This window comes from Microcoleus sp. w2-18bC1 (assembly GCF_036700365.1).
In the GTDB taxonomy this organism is placed as follows: domain Bacteria; phylum Cyanobacteriota; class Cyanobacteriia; order Cyanobacteriales; family Microcoleaceae; genus Microcoleus.
In genome coordinates this window covers 13678-28993 of the sequence record NZ_JAUBOS010000035.1, presented here as the reverse complement: position 1 = coordinate 28993, position 15316 = coordinate 13678, and the positions used below count along the sequence as shown (strand labels likewise).

Genomic DNA, 15316 nt, shown 5'->3' with positions numbered 1-15316 from the left:
CGTCTACTATTACTAAAATAGCAGTTTTTGGGAAATTTTTCCAGAGTATTTTTGAATCGAGGTTCGGGACGACCCATGATTTAATTGAGTAGCGCCTGACGTTGAAAATCAGGATTCATGCGCTTGCCTATGACTTCGTTGCGAAAGAGTCATAAGAGTAATTCTGGGTTTAAAGTTTTCCAGGTAAATACACTTTTTTTTTTGTTTTATATAAAGAATGGATGTGAAGTGATGGGCGAAGTTAAAGCAAAGGTAAAGTTAATTAATGCAGTAGATGAAGTCCTTGTGTGTCGCGGACTGTTATCTGTTGAGTCTAGTTTACCTGAGTGCCAGTCGATTTTAGATTTTAGATTTTAGATTTTAGATTAAAGAATTGAAGCATTGACCCCACGGATGAATTTGGGGGCTTGTATCCTAGATGATTCCGACTTGTGCGATCGGCAAAAAGGCGATCGCACAAGTCGGAACTATCGTCGATGTGTATAATTGAGGAGGAAACTACCATGATTGGAGTCCTAGACGCATTGGGAGCTATAAACCCGCTTGATTGGTAGATTTCTTGTTTTGACAATTCAAGACCGTATCTAGAGGAATCACGGTTAATTCACGCCTACACGCTCTAACTGATGACTGCTAACTACTTACTAATAACTAAAAATATATGAAAATTGTCTTTTTTGGCACTCCCGATTTTGCTGTTCCTAGTTTATCCAGTTTGCTAAGTCACCCAGAATTTGAGGTTGTGGGTGTGGTGACTCAGCCGGACAAACGCCGGGGAAGAGGGAATCAATTGATGCCTTCACCTGTAAAAGATGTGGCTTTAAATCACAGTCTCCCGGTTTGGCAGCCGCAACGAATCAAAAAAGATGCGGAAACCATTGCCAAATTGCGGGAAACGGAGGCAGATGTGTTTGTGGTGGTGGCTTACGGCCAAATTCTTTCTCAAGAAATTCTGGATATTCCTAGTTTGGCTTGCGTTAATGTTCACGGTTCAATTTTGCCGAAGTATCGCGGTGCCGCGCCGATTCAGCGCTGTCTTTTTGACGGGGAAAAGACAACAGGAATTACTACTATGCTGATGGATGCTGGGATGGATACTGGGGCGATGCTGTTGAAGGCTTTTGCTGGTATTTCACTGTTGGATAATGCTGATTCTTTGGCGGATAGGTTGGCGGAAGTTGGGGCGGATTTGTTGGTGGAAACTTTGGTGAAATTGAGGGATGACCAAATTGAAGCTGTTGTTCAAGATGATGCTGAAGCGACTTATGCGCCGATGATTAAGAGTGCAGATTATGTGCTGGATTGGTCGAAAAGTGCGATCGACCTTCACAATCAAGTTAGGGGCTTTTTCCCGGATTGCACGACGACTTTTCGCGGCAATTCTTTGAAGGTGATAGCTACTGTGCCCGTCGGGCCGGAATATTGGCTGCAAATGCCAGCGGATTTGAGAGTTTTGGAACGCGAATGGCCTGTTTTGGATCAGTTATCGGGCGCGAATGGGGAAGTTGTCAAGGTTGTAAAGGGGTTGGGAGCGATCGTCCAAACCGGTGATGGTTTATTATTATTGCGGGAGGTGCAGTTAGCGGGGAAAAAGGTGCAGTCTGGGGTGGATTTTGCGAACGGAACTCGGTTGGCTGTAGGGGAAGTTTTTGGGAATGCGGGAATTACAGATTAGATAGAACCTGGAAAGGTTTATTAGTTTGTTCCCATGTCTGAATAGATCTATAAAGTTTTGTCTCTCGGAAATGAGCAGACTCATAGGCAACCCTTAAATATTTTTCTAGTACATTTGGCTCGACTTCCTTAGAGTTACAGGAACCTAATGCTTTACAAAGTGCGATCGACAAAATAGAAATCATATCGTGACCGCAACAAACGTGCCACATATCTTGAGTATCTGTTTTTAAGTTCTCCATATTTGCTCTAATTTCTTGCTCGTCAAGTCCCGGCTTTTGAGAGTGGTTTTTCACAGTTTGAATCAACTTCGATTCATTTAATATTAATGTGCGATCATCCACAAATTTATTAAAAGCTAAATCTTCAAATTTTAAACAATAATTAAACTTTAGCGAAGCCCATCGCAAATAACCAAGAATTTTGGCACTCTGCAATAAAGTCTGGCGGATATCTTGAGCAAAACGCTCAATTTTTTCTGTTGAACCGTGTTCCCTAAGCACCTTTTCCAGTGCTGGCGACTTCAGCAGCATAGTTTCAAGATCGTGAGTATCTGTTAAAAGCAAGTTTTGACTGAGTAGAACAGTTTCTTCTAATATATCAAAATCAGCATCAACAACAGCCAAAACACCAGCAAAGTTACCTTGTTCAAGGATATTTAGCACTTGCACAGCTTTATATTTATTGTAGGCATTCTCTACACGACACTTTGTGGAGTGTACCAAGTTTGTCCATACCCGCGCATCTGTATCTCCCTCAACAATTAAAAAAGATCCAGTGTATTGAGATTGAGTTCTCAGCAGGCGAATTCTGTTGGCAATGCGATCGGGCTTAAGGTTTTGTGGATCGAGTTTAAGGTTTTGGGTCATTCAACTGGCCCTTTTAATTCCACTGTCAAATTCCAGCTATCGTCAATAATATCTGGAGAATGAGTTGCTAATAAAACATCAAAGTTTGCCAGCTTAATAATTGCTTGCAAATCTTTGAGAAACTCAACTTGCCATGCTATATGCAGCGAAAGTTCGGGTTCGTCAATGAGAACAAGCGAGTTAGCTTGAACTTTGAATAACAACTGGTAAAGCATTACCAGTTCATGCTGTTCTCCAAAAGATAAGTCTGTCGGCGACAAAGGCTTACCATCCGCCGTTGTAAAGGTAAAACCTTTCTCTTTACTGATGCTCATGTTTTTATAGAGAAATCGCTGTTTAATAATTCCTTTGAAAAGTTCTATTTTAGTAGCAAGTTCCTTGAAAACCATGAGTTTTTGTTCTACATCTTCAACATAAACTGACAGAATGTTTTTTGTGACTCCATCAATATTTTGTTCTACTTGGAAATCCGAATTCTCGTCTTTATCTAAAAGACCAGTTTCTCTGAGACGAGAACGCTTTTCCTCAATTTCATTTAATTTGTTGCGAAGTGTTTCCTCTGTTATATCCGAGGGTGCTTTGTTGTTGAAAATTCTCGCAGGAAACGTTCTTTCAAGAGACTGAGACAATGCACCGTATTCAGCTAGTTTTGCTTGAATCTCTTCTACGAGTTCCTGAGAATATATATTAACTGAGGGAATCATTAATGGATGTTTTGTGTCTACCGCTGCTTCAGGAATATTTGAGGGAGTTAACAAGCGCTGAGTTTCTATAAAACGAATATCAATCGAGCTTTTTAGTTCTGATAGCCACTTTGGTTCTTTATTAACTTTTCTTGAGATTAAATGTTTAGTCAAGTCAGTCAAGGCCTTGGCAAGATTTTGAAAGGCGATTGATTCCGAATTTTTAGTTTGTGTTTCTATACCACCTGATGACTGTAGTCTCTCCTCTGTGATATCCAAAGAAACATTTGTTTCTGCCAATGAATCTATTAATAGATTAGGTAAAAATATCTCTGCTTCTGCACCAGGCTTAGAAAAATAAAATGTCAAATTTTTATCTTTTTTATCTTCACTGGTATCAATAGATTTAGTTATTTGCAGATAACTGCCATCATCAAAGTCTATTCTAAATTCTTCAAATGGAATAGTCCGAATTTCTGAGTAACGTGAATTAAAGAATCCATTAATCAGCCTAAGTAATGCTGTTTTACCAAATCCATTCGGACTATGAATAATCGTGATTCTATCTTCCATATTGAGCGAAACCGGATGGTTGAACACTCCAAAAAGTTTAGTGACAAAAATTTTATTGATTCTCATTTTTCCCTCTAGTTATATCAAATCCGTTAGTATTGGAATTATTCATCTCTCTCTTCTCTTCCTCTGTGCTCTGAAGCGTTCTCTGCGGTTAAATCATTCCCATACCTAAAATTCTACCACAACCTCCTCTTTCCCTCCCAACAAACCCTGCGCCGCCTCCAACATACTCTCCGCAACATCTTTCAAATCTTCGCGACTTGCCAGATAAGTTTTTAAAGCTTCTAACGGTTCTATACTATTATTAGCATTCAATTCTGGCAACCGCGGCCTCGCTAACTGACTGACTAATTCCGGCTGGATTGTGTAGCTGTGCGCTTCGCCCAGAAGTATGTGCAATTCAGCATTGTCGATTAAATCTAATTGTTCCGATCGCAATTGGTAAATCAATCTCACAACTGCGTCTTGTATCTCTTTCTTGCCAATAGCTTTAACTAACTCGGCTTGCGGGTTTTCCGATTCTGCCACATTCACTTTAATAGTCTGAAACACCCGCACGGGCAAAGTGCAAAATTCCCACTCAGCTTTTCCCCGTTCCAAATTAACTAACACAAAACCTTTATCTTCTTTCTCTTCGCTAAAATCAACTCGTTCGATACTTCCGGGATAAATTACGGGCGGATTGTTGGAAGCATTGAGATTTTGGTGTTTGTGAACGTGGCCGAGAGCAACATAATCAAAACAAGGGCGAGTTAGCATGGAAACGGGAATGTTAAAACCTTTGCCAACTGCTAAAAAACGTTCGGCGCCCAAACTCGCTTTATCTGCCATTAAGTGCGCTAAAAGTACGGTTGGTATGTCGGGGTTTAGGCGGCGAATTTCGCCTTCCATTGCGATCGTCAGTTTTTCGGTTAATAATTGGTTAACATCGCCCATAGACAGGCTTTCAGTCTCGGAACGTGTCATTAAGGTCGATCGAGTCAACCAAGGTAATGTTACCACCTGTACGGGCCCGCTGCGGGTTTGAATGAGGTGAGTGTCCAGGCGATCGCCTACAATAAACTTAGGTATTCCCAAAGTCCGATAAATTCCCAAACTCGCGCCGCCTTGTCCCTGGGAATGTTGGTCGTGATTTCCTACCAGCAAAACCGTCGGAATTTGCGCGTCAACCAAGCGGCTGAATTGGCAAGCAAAAGCCTCTTTGACAAACGGTGGAGGCGTCGAATCCGGGAAAGCATCGCCACCGAATATGACTAAATCTACGGGTTCAGAAATTGCTCTATCCATACATTTACTCAGCGTCGCCGCGAAGTCTTCCAGCCGCGTATTTAAACCTGTTTCTGGATTAATCCGGCCGTGGGAAAAGCCGCTACCCATGTGAATGTCTGAAAGGTGTAAGATTTTAATCATTGTTTTTTCTATTTGTTAGCTATCGTTTCGGTTCGTAGTGAGGACGGAAGTCCTCAGAAGAAGGACTTGCATTCCTCACTACGAAGCAAAGAAATTTTTTTTGCATACATCACAATATGATGCCGGGGACTTTTTGATAAATTTCGCTAATTGCACAACTAAAATTCGCACTAACAAATTCTACTCTATCTCCTTGTCGGTAAGTCTGAGAAACCCAATTTCCCTCAGCCTTGAGTCGAAAACACTCAATTTTAATCTCAGATTGAGTGATGAGTACGTATTCTTGCAAACTCGGCGAAGTTTGGTAATCGGCAAATTTATCGCCCCTGTCAAAAGCTGCTGTTGAGGGAGACAATACCTCAACTACTAAGGATGGATATAAAATGAAATCTTCAGTAGTTGAGGTATCCCTTTCGTCGCAAGTCACCGCTACATAAGGATAGTAATAGCAATTTGCCTCTTCCAGTCGGACTTTTATATCTGATGAAAGAACTAAGCAGGAACTCTCGCGGAGATGATTGTTAAGCAAACTTGCTAAATTTACTGAAATAACAATATGAGGTTTTTTTGCCCCTGTCATTGCATAAACGTGTCCGCGTCTGTATTCGTGTTTGATGGGGCTTACTCGTTCGCCTTCTAGGTACTCTTCTGGGGAGATGTAGAAATTATTTTTACTAACAAACATTGATGTGTCCTCCGATATTTTTATTTATTTGACACTATTGGTTAATAATCGCATACCCGCCTGGGAAACGGCAGTGCCGTTTCCCTACAAATTTAACAAAACTCCAAAAATCGTGCGTGCCACAGTTTGCCACTTTCTGTCAAACCCTGCGATCGCACTTTAATTTTGACACTTTTGGGGTTAGCCTCGTAGAGTCGGGCAATTTCCTGCATTTCCTCCCCGCTAAACCCGGTTCCCACGGTTCCTACTGGGACTAATTTGCCATCAATTTCTTGCGCTACTTTGACGGCGCTAAACGGCCGGCCCGCAACTTTTGTCGCCGTCAAACCCACAATAAATAAATCGTGTTCTTGACAGTATTTAGTCCTAACTATCGGATATTTCTTAACATCTTTTCCGCCGACATAGTGACAGTTGTTCAACACCCAAACTTCGCCTTCTTTATTTTCAGATTCCTGCTGATTTGCCAGGATGACTTTTTCGGCTGCGGTGCGAAATGTCGGTACAACTTCAAAGGCTGGGGATAAATTTGCCAGCATTTCGCCAACTTCAACTCCCGCTGCAATTCGTTCGGATTCTGCCACGGTAGTTAAATCATTGCCTTTGAAAAACAAACTTTTAAAAATGGCATAAATTGCGCTGGGCTGGATTGTCGGAAAACCGCTTTCAATATTAACTGTAGCAGCTTGCGCGCCGGTGCGGTGTTCGCTGCCCGTACAGCTTTTGTAATACAGTTCGCCGTCTAAAACAAAGGTGCCAATTTTAGCGGCTGTGTCGATTAATGTGCGATCGATCTCAATCGATGCTTGTTGCCGCAGGTTAGTCGATCGCGATTGGTAGTATACTTTATCGGGCGTCGCGATGACAACTACTCGATTGCCGTCGCGCTTTGGCTGTCCCCAATAATCGGGATTTTCGATGTAATAAGAACGATCGCTCGGCGCGTCCACCGGCTGCATCGTGACAATCCTTCCCGGCTGTAAGTGCGGTGGTAATTCGGGAACAATCGGATTGTAAACAGTCTCTATTTTGGCAGCGGTAGTTGATTTTGCAGCAGGAGCAAGATTGGTGCTAGATTTGTTTGGAGTATTGATGGCGATCGGCTTTTCTCCAGTTTCCAATTCAAACGCTCTTTTCCAAAAGCCGATCGCCATTTCCGGGTATCCTTCTGACTCCGCACACAGTGCAAAACCAATAACTTTTGCCGTACCGATGCCGCGCCCGTAATCAGCCAAATACTGCACTGCCCCCGCTTCACCCATCAAGTGCAATCCTCGCGTCACGATGCGATTGTTCCAGCGTTCTCGAATGTCGGCGCTAATTTTTTTAGCTGCTTTTCGCTTGGCTTCTGCGTATTCGGTGCAGTCCATACTGCCTCCTTTATGTAGGGCTATTTATATACTATACTAAAGATTGATTTATTAGTCAAGGTAAAGTTTACAATTAGGTTATGTGAATAAATTTAACTTTTTCATTGGTGAACCAGATTTATTTTTTCACCGCAGAGGCGCAGAGGGCACAGAGGGAGAGAAGAAAGAGATAGTCAAGCGCGGTAATCTGTTCGCCGCCAATGCTAAGATAACTTCGATCGCGCATTGCGACCAATAAAGCCGTGAGTTGCGTCTTACTCGCGTTGAGTTCGCCCACTGGCGATCGCAGGTTTGAGAATTTAAGATCGAGTTTAATCTTACTGTTATGATGCGATTGATTTTGTACAGCAAACCCGGATGCCACTTGTGTGAAGGGTTGCAAGAAAAACTCGAACAGATTGAAAGCCTGAACTTTCAACTCGAAGTCAGAGATATTACCGAACGCGATGATTGGTTTCAAGCTTATCAGTACGAAGTTCCTGTTTTGTTTAAAGTGCAGCCCCAGCCCAAAAATTCTGTTGGCGAGGCTGCATTCTCCGCTGAAGAACTGTTACCCCGTCCTTCTCCCCGCTGTAGTGTCGCCCAATTGGAGCAAATGTTACAGAAATATTTGCAAATCGATCGATCACAATAATACGATTTACCCAAAAACTCAGGTTTTAATCCTGGCTTCGGGGTGCTCGGTGTGCAGCTTACTCTAGGCCGATAGGTTTTACACCGCAAATAAAAAAAACCTAGGGTTTGCACCGCATACAGCAAAAACCTGTAGAGAATGGCTCAAACAATGTGTTGGGCCAGTCATATTCAAGACATTCAAGCGAGGAGTTTTTCAGATGAAATTGAAAGAATTATTAGCAGCAGTTCCCAGCATTTCCTTTGACGCCAAACATCCCGCCCTCGATGCCGAAGTCAAGGGTTTATCCACTAATTCCCACGCTTGTCAGGCGGGCGATTTGTTTTTGGGAATGCCGGGAACTCGGGTTGATGGGGGAGATTTTTGGCAAAGTGCGATCGAATCTGGTGCAGTTGCTGCCATAATTTCCACCCAAGCAGCCGAGAAGATACCCCCCCAACCCCCCCTTGCTAAGGGGGGGCTAGAAGAGGTTCCCTGCGTCATCGCAGCAGCCGATATGGCTCAAGTTTGCGGTCAAATAGCAACTGCTTTTTACGGCAATCCAGCTAGCAAATTAAAACTTGTCGGCGTTACCGGGACTAACGGCAAAACTACAACCACTCATTTAATCGAATTTTTGCTCAATGAAACGCAGTTGCCGACGGCAATTTTCGGTACGCTTTACACTCGCTGGCCGGGCTTCCAACAAACTGCACTTTACACCACACCTTTTGCAGTTGACCTACAAAAACAATTAGCAGAAGCTGTAGCAGCCGGATGCAAACATGGCGTGATGGAAGTCAGTTCCCACGCTTTAGCGCAGCAGCGAGTTTTGGGGTGTAGTTTTGAAGTTGCTGTGTTTACAAATTTGACTCAAGATCATCTCGATTATCACCGCGATATGGAAGATTATTTTGAGGCAAAATCGCTTTTATTTGGTTCTGATTACCTCAAGAAGCGCGCTATAATTAATATTGACGATCCCTACGGGCAGCGGATAGTTGAAACCCTCAAATCTGACCTAGTTTGGAGTTACAGCACAGTTCTGAAAACGGCAGATTTGTATGCTTTTGATTTGGAGTATCAGCCCAATGGAGTTAAGGGAATGCTGCACACTCCCAAGGGCGAAACTGCTTTTTCTTTGCCTTTAGTCGGTCAGTTCAACTTATCAAATATGTTGGCTGCTGTCGGTGCTGTTTTAGAATTGGGTTTAGATTTGTCCGCAATTGTGGAGAAATTATCTCAGTTTTCGGGAGTTCCGGGACGGATGGAACGGGTGCAAATTAGTCCCGACCAAGATATTAGCGTTATTGTGGATTACGCGCACACTCCAGACAGTTTGGAGAACTTGTTGAAGGCGTCGCGGCCGTTTATTCCCGGTCAGATGATTTGCGTGTTTGGCTGCGGTGGCGATCGCGATCGCACTAAGCGGCCGATCATGGGTAAAATCGTTGCAGAATTAGCCGATTTAGCGGTTGTTACTTCCGACAATCCGCGCACTGAAAATCCCGATCGCATTTTGGAGGATGTTTTAGCAGGAATTCCCGCCGCAGTAAAGCCGATCGTGATGTGCGATCGATCCGCTGCAATTCGCACTGCTATTATGGATGCTAAACCCGGAGATGGCGTGCTGATTGCAGGGAAAGGACACGAAGATTATCAAATTTTGGGCACAGAAAAAGTCCATTTTGACGATCGAGAACAAGCGCGAGATGCCTTGAAAGCCAGAATGAATTCAGTTAAGTAAATTCAGTTAACTGTTAACGGTTAACCGAATTCGGTTAACCGTTAACGCTTAGCTGTTCGCGGGCTGCGAAATTTGTTAGATTTTTAAGTATTAAGACGAAGCAAGAATCTGATTTGCACTAGATTATAATAGTCATACAAAATATTTTAACAGCAAAATAATTATTGTTATGATAGAACTAACTGGCTATCAAATTCTCGCTCGAATTTATTCAGGCACTCGCACCCTAGTTTATCGCGGAATTCGCCTCTGCGACCAAAAACCGATCGCCATCAAAGTCTTGCGAAACGAATATCCCAGCTTCAGCGAACTCTTGCATTTTCGCAATCAATACACGATCGCCAAAAACCTAAATTTGCCCGGAATCATCGAAACCTACAGCTTGGAACCCTACCGGAACGGCTATGCGCTGATTGTGGAAGACTTCGGGGGAATTTCTCTGAAGGAATGGACGGGGAAAGGAAAAGCCGTGCAATCTCTGGTTGATTTTTTCCAAATTGCGATCGACCTGAGCAATACATTAGATATACTGTACCGCCACCGCATCATTCACAAAGACATTAAGCCCGCCAATATTTTAATAAATCCTGAGACTAAACAAGTCAAACTCATTGACTTTAGTATTGCATCTTTGCTGCCACGAGAAACTCAAACACTGATGAGTCCCAACGTAATCGAAGGAACACTCAGCTATATATCTCCCGAACAAACAGGAAGGATGAATCGCGGCCTTGACTACCGCACAGATTTCTATTCATTAGGTGTAACTTTTTACGAATTGCTGACAGGAAAATTGCCATTTCAATCCACCGATCCAATGGAATTGATCCACTGTCATATTGCCCAGCACCCAACATCTGTACGTGAAATTAATCCCGAAATACCCCTTGTCCTCTCGGAAATTGTCAGCAAATTGATGGCAAAAAATGCCGAAAGTCGGTATCAGAGTGCATTAGGGTTGAAAGCAGATTTAAAAACTTGTTTGCAACAACTCAATGAGACAGGTAAAATTGAGAGTTTTGCCATTGGGCGGCGGGATTTTTGCGATCGCTTTATCATACCCGAAAAACTCTACGGCAGAGCAACCGAAGTCGCTGCATTATTAGCAGCATTCGATCGAGTAGCAAACCCCTCTAAATCTCCTTCCCCAGAAAAGCCTGGAACCGATAGAAACGATGTAAAAGAAGACCTCGCCCTGATTAAGGAGGACTGGCGAGACTCGAACTTATCCCGCAGCGAAATGATGCTAGTAGCCGGATTTTCCGGCATTGGGAAAACCGCTGTAGTCAACGAAATTCACAAACCCATAGTTCGGCAACGTGGTTATTTTGTCAAAGGCAAATACGACCAATTTCAACGTAACATTCCCTTTAGTGCTTTTGTGCAAGCCTTCCGAGATTTGATGGAGCAATTACTCTCAGAAAGCGACGCTCAGCTAGAACGATGGCAAAGGAAAATTATCAAGGCTCTTGGCGAAAACGGTCAAGTTATTGTAGAAGTGATTCCCGAACTGGAACGAATTATTGGGAAACAACAGCCTGTCTCTGAACTTTCGGGAAGTGCCGCCGAAAATCGTTTCAATTTACTATTTCAAAAATTTATCTCTGTCTTTGCTACAAAAGAGCATCCCTTAGTGATTTTTTTGGATGATTTGCAATGGTCAGATTCAGCATCTCTAAAGCTTTTGCAAGTGTTGATGAGTGAAAAAGATACTCAGAATTTGCTGGTAATTGGGGCATATCGAGATAACGAAGTATCTCCGGCTCATCCATTTATGTTGGCAGTAGCAGAGATGGAAAAATCCCAAGTAACGGTAAATACTATTACCTTGGAACCTCTGAGTCAAGTCGATATTAACGATTTGATAGCAGATACGCTCTCGTGCGAGATCCTTCTTGCTCAGCCATTAACCGAGTTAGTTTATCAAAAAACCCAAGGCAATCCATTTTTTGCCACGCAATTTCTCAGGGCGCTACAGGAAGATGGGCTGATTGCGTTTAACCCCACCCCCCTTACCGAGGGGGGAGAGAAAGGGGTAACAGAGGGGTGGCAGTGCGATATTGCCAAAGTCAAAGCCCTAACTATTACCGATGATGTAGTGGAATTTATGGCGGTGCAATTGCAGAAGTTGCCGCCAGAAACTCAGGATGTGCTGAAGTTGGCTGCGTGCATTGGAGCGCAGTTTGATTTGAATACATTGGCGGTAGTCAGCGAGAAGTCGCCGGAAGAAACTGCTGCGGATTTGTGGAAATCCTTGCAAGAAGGATTCATCTTACCAACCAGTGAAATTTACAAGTTTTATATAGGAAAAGAAGAGCGGATCACCAGCCCCGCATTGCCAACAACAGCCGCTCAATTACCTCACTACAAGTTTCTCCACGATCGGGTTCAGCAAGCTGCTTATTCATTAATTCCTGATGACCAAAAGCAAGCCACCCATCTCAAAATAGGACAGTTACTTCTTCCGAATTTCTCAGAAGTTGAAAGAGGAGAAGAAGTGTTCGATATTATTAATCATTTTATTCTTAGTTCCGAGCTAATAACGCAGCAAGAAGAACGAACAAAGCTTGCTAAAATTAGCCTCTTTGCAGGGCAGAGAGCCAAACTATCAACAGCGTATGAATCGGCGACAAAATATCTCGCTTTCGGTTTAAGTTTCCTACCCAGCAATAAATGGCAGTGTGCCTATAAATTAACATTTGCAATGTATTTAGAAAGCCTGGAATCTGAGTTTTTGGCAGGAAACTTTGAAGAAGCTGAAAGACTGATAAAAATCGCTTTTAATTCTGCCCAGTTTAGTTTAGACAGAACAAAAATTATTGCCATTCAGCTAACTCATTATCAAAATAATGCCCTGTATCAAAAGGCGATTCAGGTAGGAATTGAAGGGCTGAAACTGTTAGGCTTAGAACTGGCGATTATGCCAAATGAAGCAGAGTTAGAAGGGATGGCTCTGGAAGTTAAAAAAACCTTAAATCAGCGCGCAGTTGCACGACTAATCGACGCACCACTCATTGTCGATGAAGAACGCCAGATGCAGATCAAACTGCTAATGAACATGGTACCGCCCACTTACCTAACTAATCAGGAGTTGTTAGTGTTGGTTGTGCTACACATGACCAATCTCTGTTTGCAATACGGGAATACCAATGTGGCGGGTTTTGTTTATGTTTGGTATGGAACAATTCTCTGCCAACGCTTTCAAGACTATGAACTGGGCTATGAGTTTGGACTTTTAGGGTTGAAGGTGAATGAAAAATTTCATAACACCACCCTGAATGGCAAAATTTATATGTCGTTTGGCAACTTTATCAACCATTGGCGCAAGCACGTCAGTTCCAATCTTGTTCTGCAACAAGCTGCTTATCAGGGGGCAATGGAGGTAGGAGATTTTTCTTGGTGTCATCACAGTGCTCTGTTCAGTTTTTGGCAGCAGGCGATCGTCTCAAGCGATATTCACATTTTGCTGGCTCGACATGAAAAGTACATCAGCTTTGCGGAACGAACTGAGATTACGACAGCATTTGCCCTAATTCTTCAGTGCAAGCTCCTAGAGAACTTGCAAGGGCTAACGATAGGGAAGTATAGCCTGAGTTCTGAAACATTTGATGAAGAGTCGGCGCTAGCGACGTTCAATGAAATTGGCTATGGCTATGGCAGTAGTACATACTATTTCGCTAAAGCCTTTTTGTTTTTCACCTATGGTGAGTATGCTAAGGCTTATGAAATGTTAGTAGCCGCGACCGAGTTTTCTAATGCACTATATGGACAATTTCAACGTGTTCTGCATTGTTTTTATCAGTCTTTGACCGTCTTGCAACTTTATGGGGAAGCACCGGAAAAACAACCCAAAGATTATCAAGAAGTTGTTCAGAATAATCGGCAACAACTTCAAATTTGGGCACACAACTGTCCTGAAAACTGTTTGTCCAAATTTCTGCTTTTAGAGGCGGAGATGGCTCGCGTTGCTGAAGAAAAATGGCCGGCTGCTGAGTTGTACGATCGCGCCATTCAACTGGCTAAAGACAACCAATTCCTCAACGAGGAAGCCCTCGCCCACGAACTCGCCGCTAAATTCTACCTCGGCTGGGGCAAAGAAAAAGTCGCTGCAGGCTATATGCAGGAAGCCTACTATTGTTACGCCCGCTGGGGAGCAAAAGCCAAAACCGATGACCTAGAAAAACGTTATCCCGATCTGCTGCGCCCCATCTTACAACAGTCCGGCCAACCCGTCACTATTTTAGAAACCCTATCCACCCTCACCAATCCCACCTACTCAATTCATTCGAGTACCCACCACACTACCTCAAGCACCTCGATCAACCATGCTCTAGATTTTACGACCCTGCTGCAAATCTCCCAAATGATCTCCAGCACGATCGACCTGGATGAGTTGCTCCAAATTCTGAGCCAAACCATGTTACAAAACTCCGGAGCCGATCGCTGTGCACTGATGCTATGCCAAGATCAACAATGGCAAGTGCGGGCGATAGCTACGTGGGAAAACATTAGCCTGCAAACGCAGCCCCTAGAGAATAATCCCAGCGTTCCTGTTAAATTAATCCAGTATGTCAAAAACACCCTAGCAGCAGTTGTCATCGATCACGCCAAAACTGATCTGCCTGTGATTGACGATTATTTAGACCACCACCAACCAGAGAGTTTGCTGGGTTTGCCAATTCTAAATCAGGGGAATTTGGTCGGCATTTTATATCTAGAAAATCGGATAACCAGCGGGGTGTTTAGTCGCGATCGCCTCCTAGTGCTGAATTTTCTCTCTAGTCAAGCGGCGATCGCTCTGGAAAATGCCCGCCTCTATCACCAAGTGCAGCAGACTTTGAATGAACTTCAGCAAACTCAGATGCAAATGATCCAAAGTGAAAAAATGTCAGCATTAGGTAATCTAGTGGCCGGGGTTGCCCATGAAATCAACAACCCCATTGGTTTCATTGCCGGCAACATTAATGAAGCTCATGCTGGAGTCCAAGACTTAATTGATTATTTGCACCTCTATCAAGAAAAGTTTCCTCAACCCGGAGCAGAATTAATTGAGAAAGCAGAGGAAATAGACTTAGATTATCTAGTAGAAGATTTACCCAAAATGTTGAGCTCTATGAAAATAGGATGCGAGCGCATCAAGAACATCAGCACATCCCTCCGCACTTTCTCTCGTGCCGATACGGCCCATAAAGTTGAGGCCAATATCCACGAAGGTCTCAATAGCACTTTGATGATTTTACGGCATCGCCTGAAAGCGAACGACAAGCATCCTGAAATTAAAATCATTAAAGAGTACGGCAATATTCCCCAAGTAAACTGTTATTTGGGACAATTAAACCAGGTATTTATGAATTTGTTAGCAAATGCGATCGATGCCTTAGAAGAATCAAATCAAGGACGAAGTTTTGCCGAAATTAAAGCCCATCCCAATCACATCACTATTCGGACAAAAGTAGAAAGTGAAAAGGTAAAAATTTCCATCGCCGATAACGGAAAAGGAATGTCAGAAGAGGTAAAAAATCATATTTTCGACCATCTATTTACCACTAAAGATGTGGGCAAAGGAACTGGGTTGGGACTGGCGATCGCGCGTCAAATTGTAGAAGAAAAACACGGGGGCAAACTGAGTTGTTTTTCTACACCGGGAGAAGGAACGGAGTTTGTCATTGAGATTTTAATTGATTAAGAA

The 15316-nt window shown here is 43.2% G+C and carries 9 protein-coding genes; 4 read left to right on the top strand and 5 right to left on the bottom strand.

The features are described 5' to 3' along the window. The first annotated feature begins 661 nt into the window (after positions 1 to 661). A complete protein-coding gene (fmt, locus tag QT979_RS18095; RefSeq protein ID WP_333311308.1) occupies positions 662 to 1675 on the top strand; it encodes a methionyl-tRNA formyltransferase in 1014 nt (337 codons plus the stop codon). Here fmt and QT979_RS18090 read toward each other — a convergent pair. The 5 genes from QT979_RS18090 to QT979_RS18070 all read right to left on the bottom strand — a co-directional run bounded on the left by QT979_RS18090 (position 1665) and on the right by QT979_RS18070 (position 7267). After that, positions 1665 to 2543, bottom strand: a complete 879-nt coding sequence (locus QT979_RS18090) for a DUF4435 domain-containing protein (RefSeq protein WP_333311307.1) — start codon at positions 2541 to 2543, stop codon at positions 1665 to 1667. The two genes, fmt and QT979_RS18090, sit on opposite strands and share 11 nt — an antisense overlap. Beyond that, positions 2540 to 3865 carry an AAA family ATPase gene (locus QT979_RS18085; RefSeq protein WP_333311306.1) on the bottom strand — a complete coding sequence of 442 codons (1326 nt, stop codon included), beginning with the start codon at positions 3863 to 3865 and terminating at the stop codon, positions 2540 to 2542. The genes QT979_RS18090 and QT979_RS18085 overlap by 4 nt, the downstream gene beginning before the upstream one ends. Before the next feature lie 105 nt (positions 3866 to 3970). Then, positions 3971 to 5212 (bottom strand): exonuclease subunit SbcD, encoded by a 1242-nt coding sequence (sbcD, locus tag QT979_RS18080; protein WP_333311305.1) that lies wholly within the window; start codon positions 5210 to 5212, stop codon positions 3971 to 3973. Between the two features lie 109 nt (positions 5213 to 5321). After that, entirely contained in the window at positions 5322 to 5897 is a 576-nt protein-coding gene (locus tag QT979_RS18075) for a Uma2 family endonuclease (RefSeq protein ID WP_333311304.1), read from the bottom strand. 92 nt (positions 5898 to 5989) lie between these two features. After that, a complete protein-coding gene (locus QT979_RS18070; RefSeq protein WP_333311303.1) occupies positions 5990 to 7267 on the bottom strand; it encodes an ATP-dependent DNA ligase in 1278 nt (425 codons plus the stop codon). Between the two features lie 328 nt (positions 7268 to 7595). Between QT979_RS18070 and QT979_RS18065 the strand changes: the two genes are divergently transcribed. The 3 genes from QT979_RS18065 (at position 7596) to QT979_RS18055 (ending at position 15313) form a co-directional block, all read left to right on the top strand. Continuing rightward, on the top strand, positions 7596 to 7901 hold the full coding sequence (locus QT979_RS18065; RefSeq protein WP_333311320.1) for a glutaredoxin family protein: 306 nt from the start codon (positions 7596 to 7598) through the stop codon (positions 7899 to 7901). Between the two features lie 199 nt (positions 7902 to 8100). Beyond that, positions 8101 to 9627 carry a UDP-N-acetylmuramoyl-L-alanyl-D-glutamate--2,6-diaminopimelate ligase gene (locus QT979_RS18060; RefSeq protein WP_333311302.1) on the top strand — a complete coding sequence of 509 codons (1527 nt, stop codon included), beginning with the start codon at positions 8101 to 8103 and terminating at the stop codon, positions 9625 to 9627. 169 nt (positions 9628 to 9796) lie between these two features. Beyond that, on the top strand, positions 9797 to 15313 hold the full coding sequence (locus QT979_RS18055) for an AAA family ATPase (RefSeq protein WP_333311301.1): 5517 nt from the start codon (positions 9797 to 9799) through the stop codon (positions 15311 to 15313). Positions 15314 to 15316 lie beyond the last annotated feature (3 nt).

Coding starts and splice junctions, on each gene's coding strand:
- fmt (WP_333311308.1), top strand. CDS start 662: ATGAAAATTGTCTTTTTTGGCACTCCCGATTTTGCTGTTCCTAGTTTA.
- QT979_RS18090 (WP_333311307.1), bottom strand. CDS start 2,543: ATGACCCAAAACCTTAAACTCGATCCACAAAACCTTAAGCCCGATCGC.
- QT979_RS18085 (WP_333311306.1), bottom strand. CDS start 3,865: ATGAGAATCAATAAAATTTTTGTCACTAAACTTTTTGGAGTGTTCAAC.
- sbcD (WP_333311305.1), bottom strand. CDS start 5,212: ATGATTAAAATCTTACACCTTTCAGACATTCACATGGGTAGCGGCTTT.
- QT979_RS18075 (WP_333311304.1), bottom strand. CDS start 5,897: ATGTTTGTTAGTAAAAATAATTTCTACATCTCCCCAGAAGAGTACCTA.
- QT979_RS18070 (WP_333311303.1), bottom strand. CDS start 7,267: ATGGACTGCACCGAATACGCAGAAGCCAAGCGAAAAGCAGCTAAAAAA.
- QT979_RS18065 (WP_333311320.1), top strand. CDS start 7,596: ATGCGATTGATTTTGTACAGCAAACCCGGATGCCACTTGTGTGAAGGG.
- QT979_RS18060 (WP_333311302.1), top strand. CDS start 8,101: ATGAAATTGAAAGAATTATTAGCAGCAGTTCCCAGCATTTCCTTTGAC.
- QT979_RS18055 (WP_333311301.1), top strand. CDS start 9,797: ATGATAGAACTAACTGGCTATCAAATTCTCGCTCGAATTTATTCAGGC.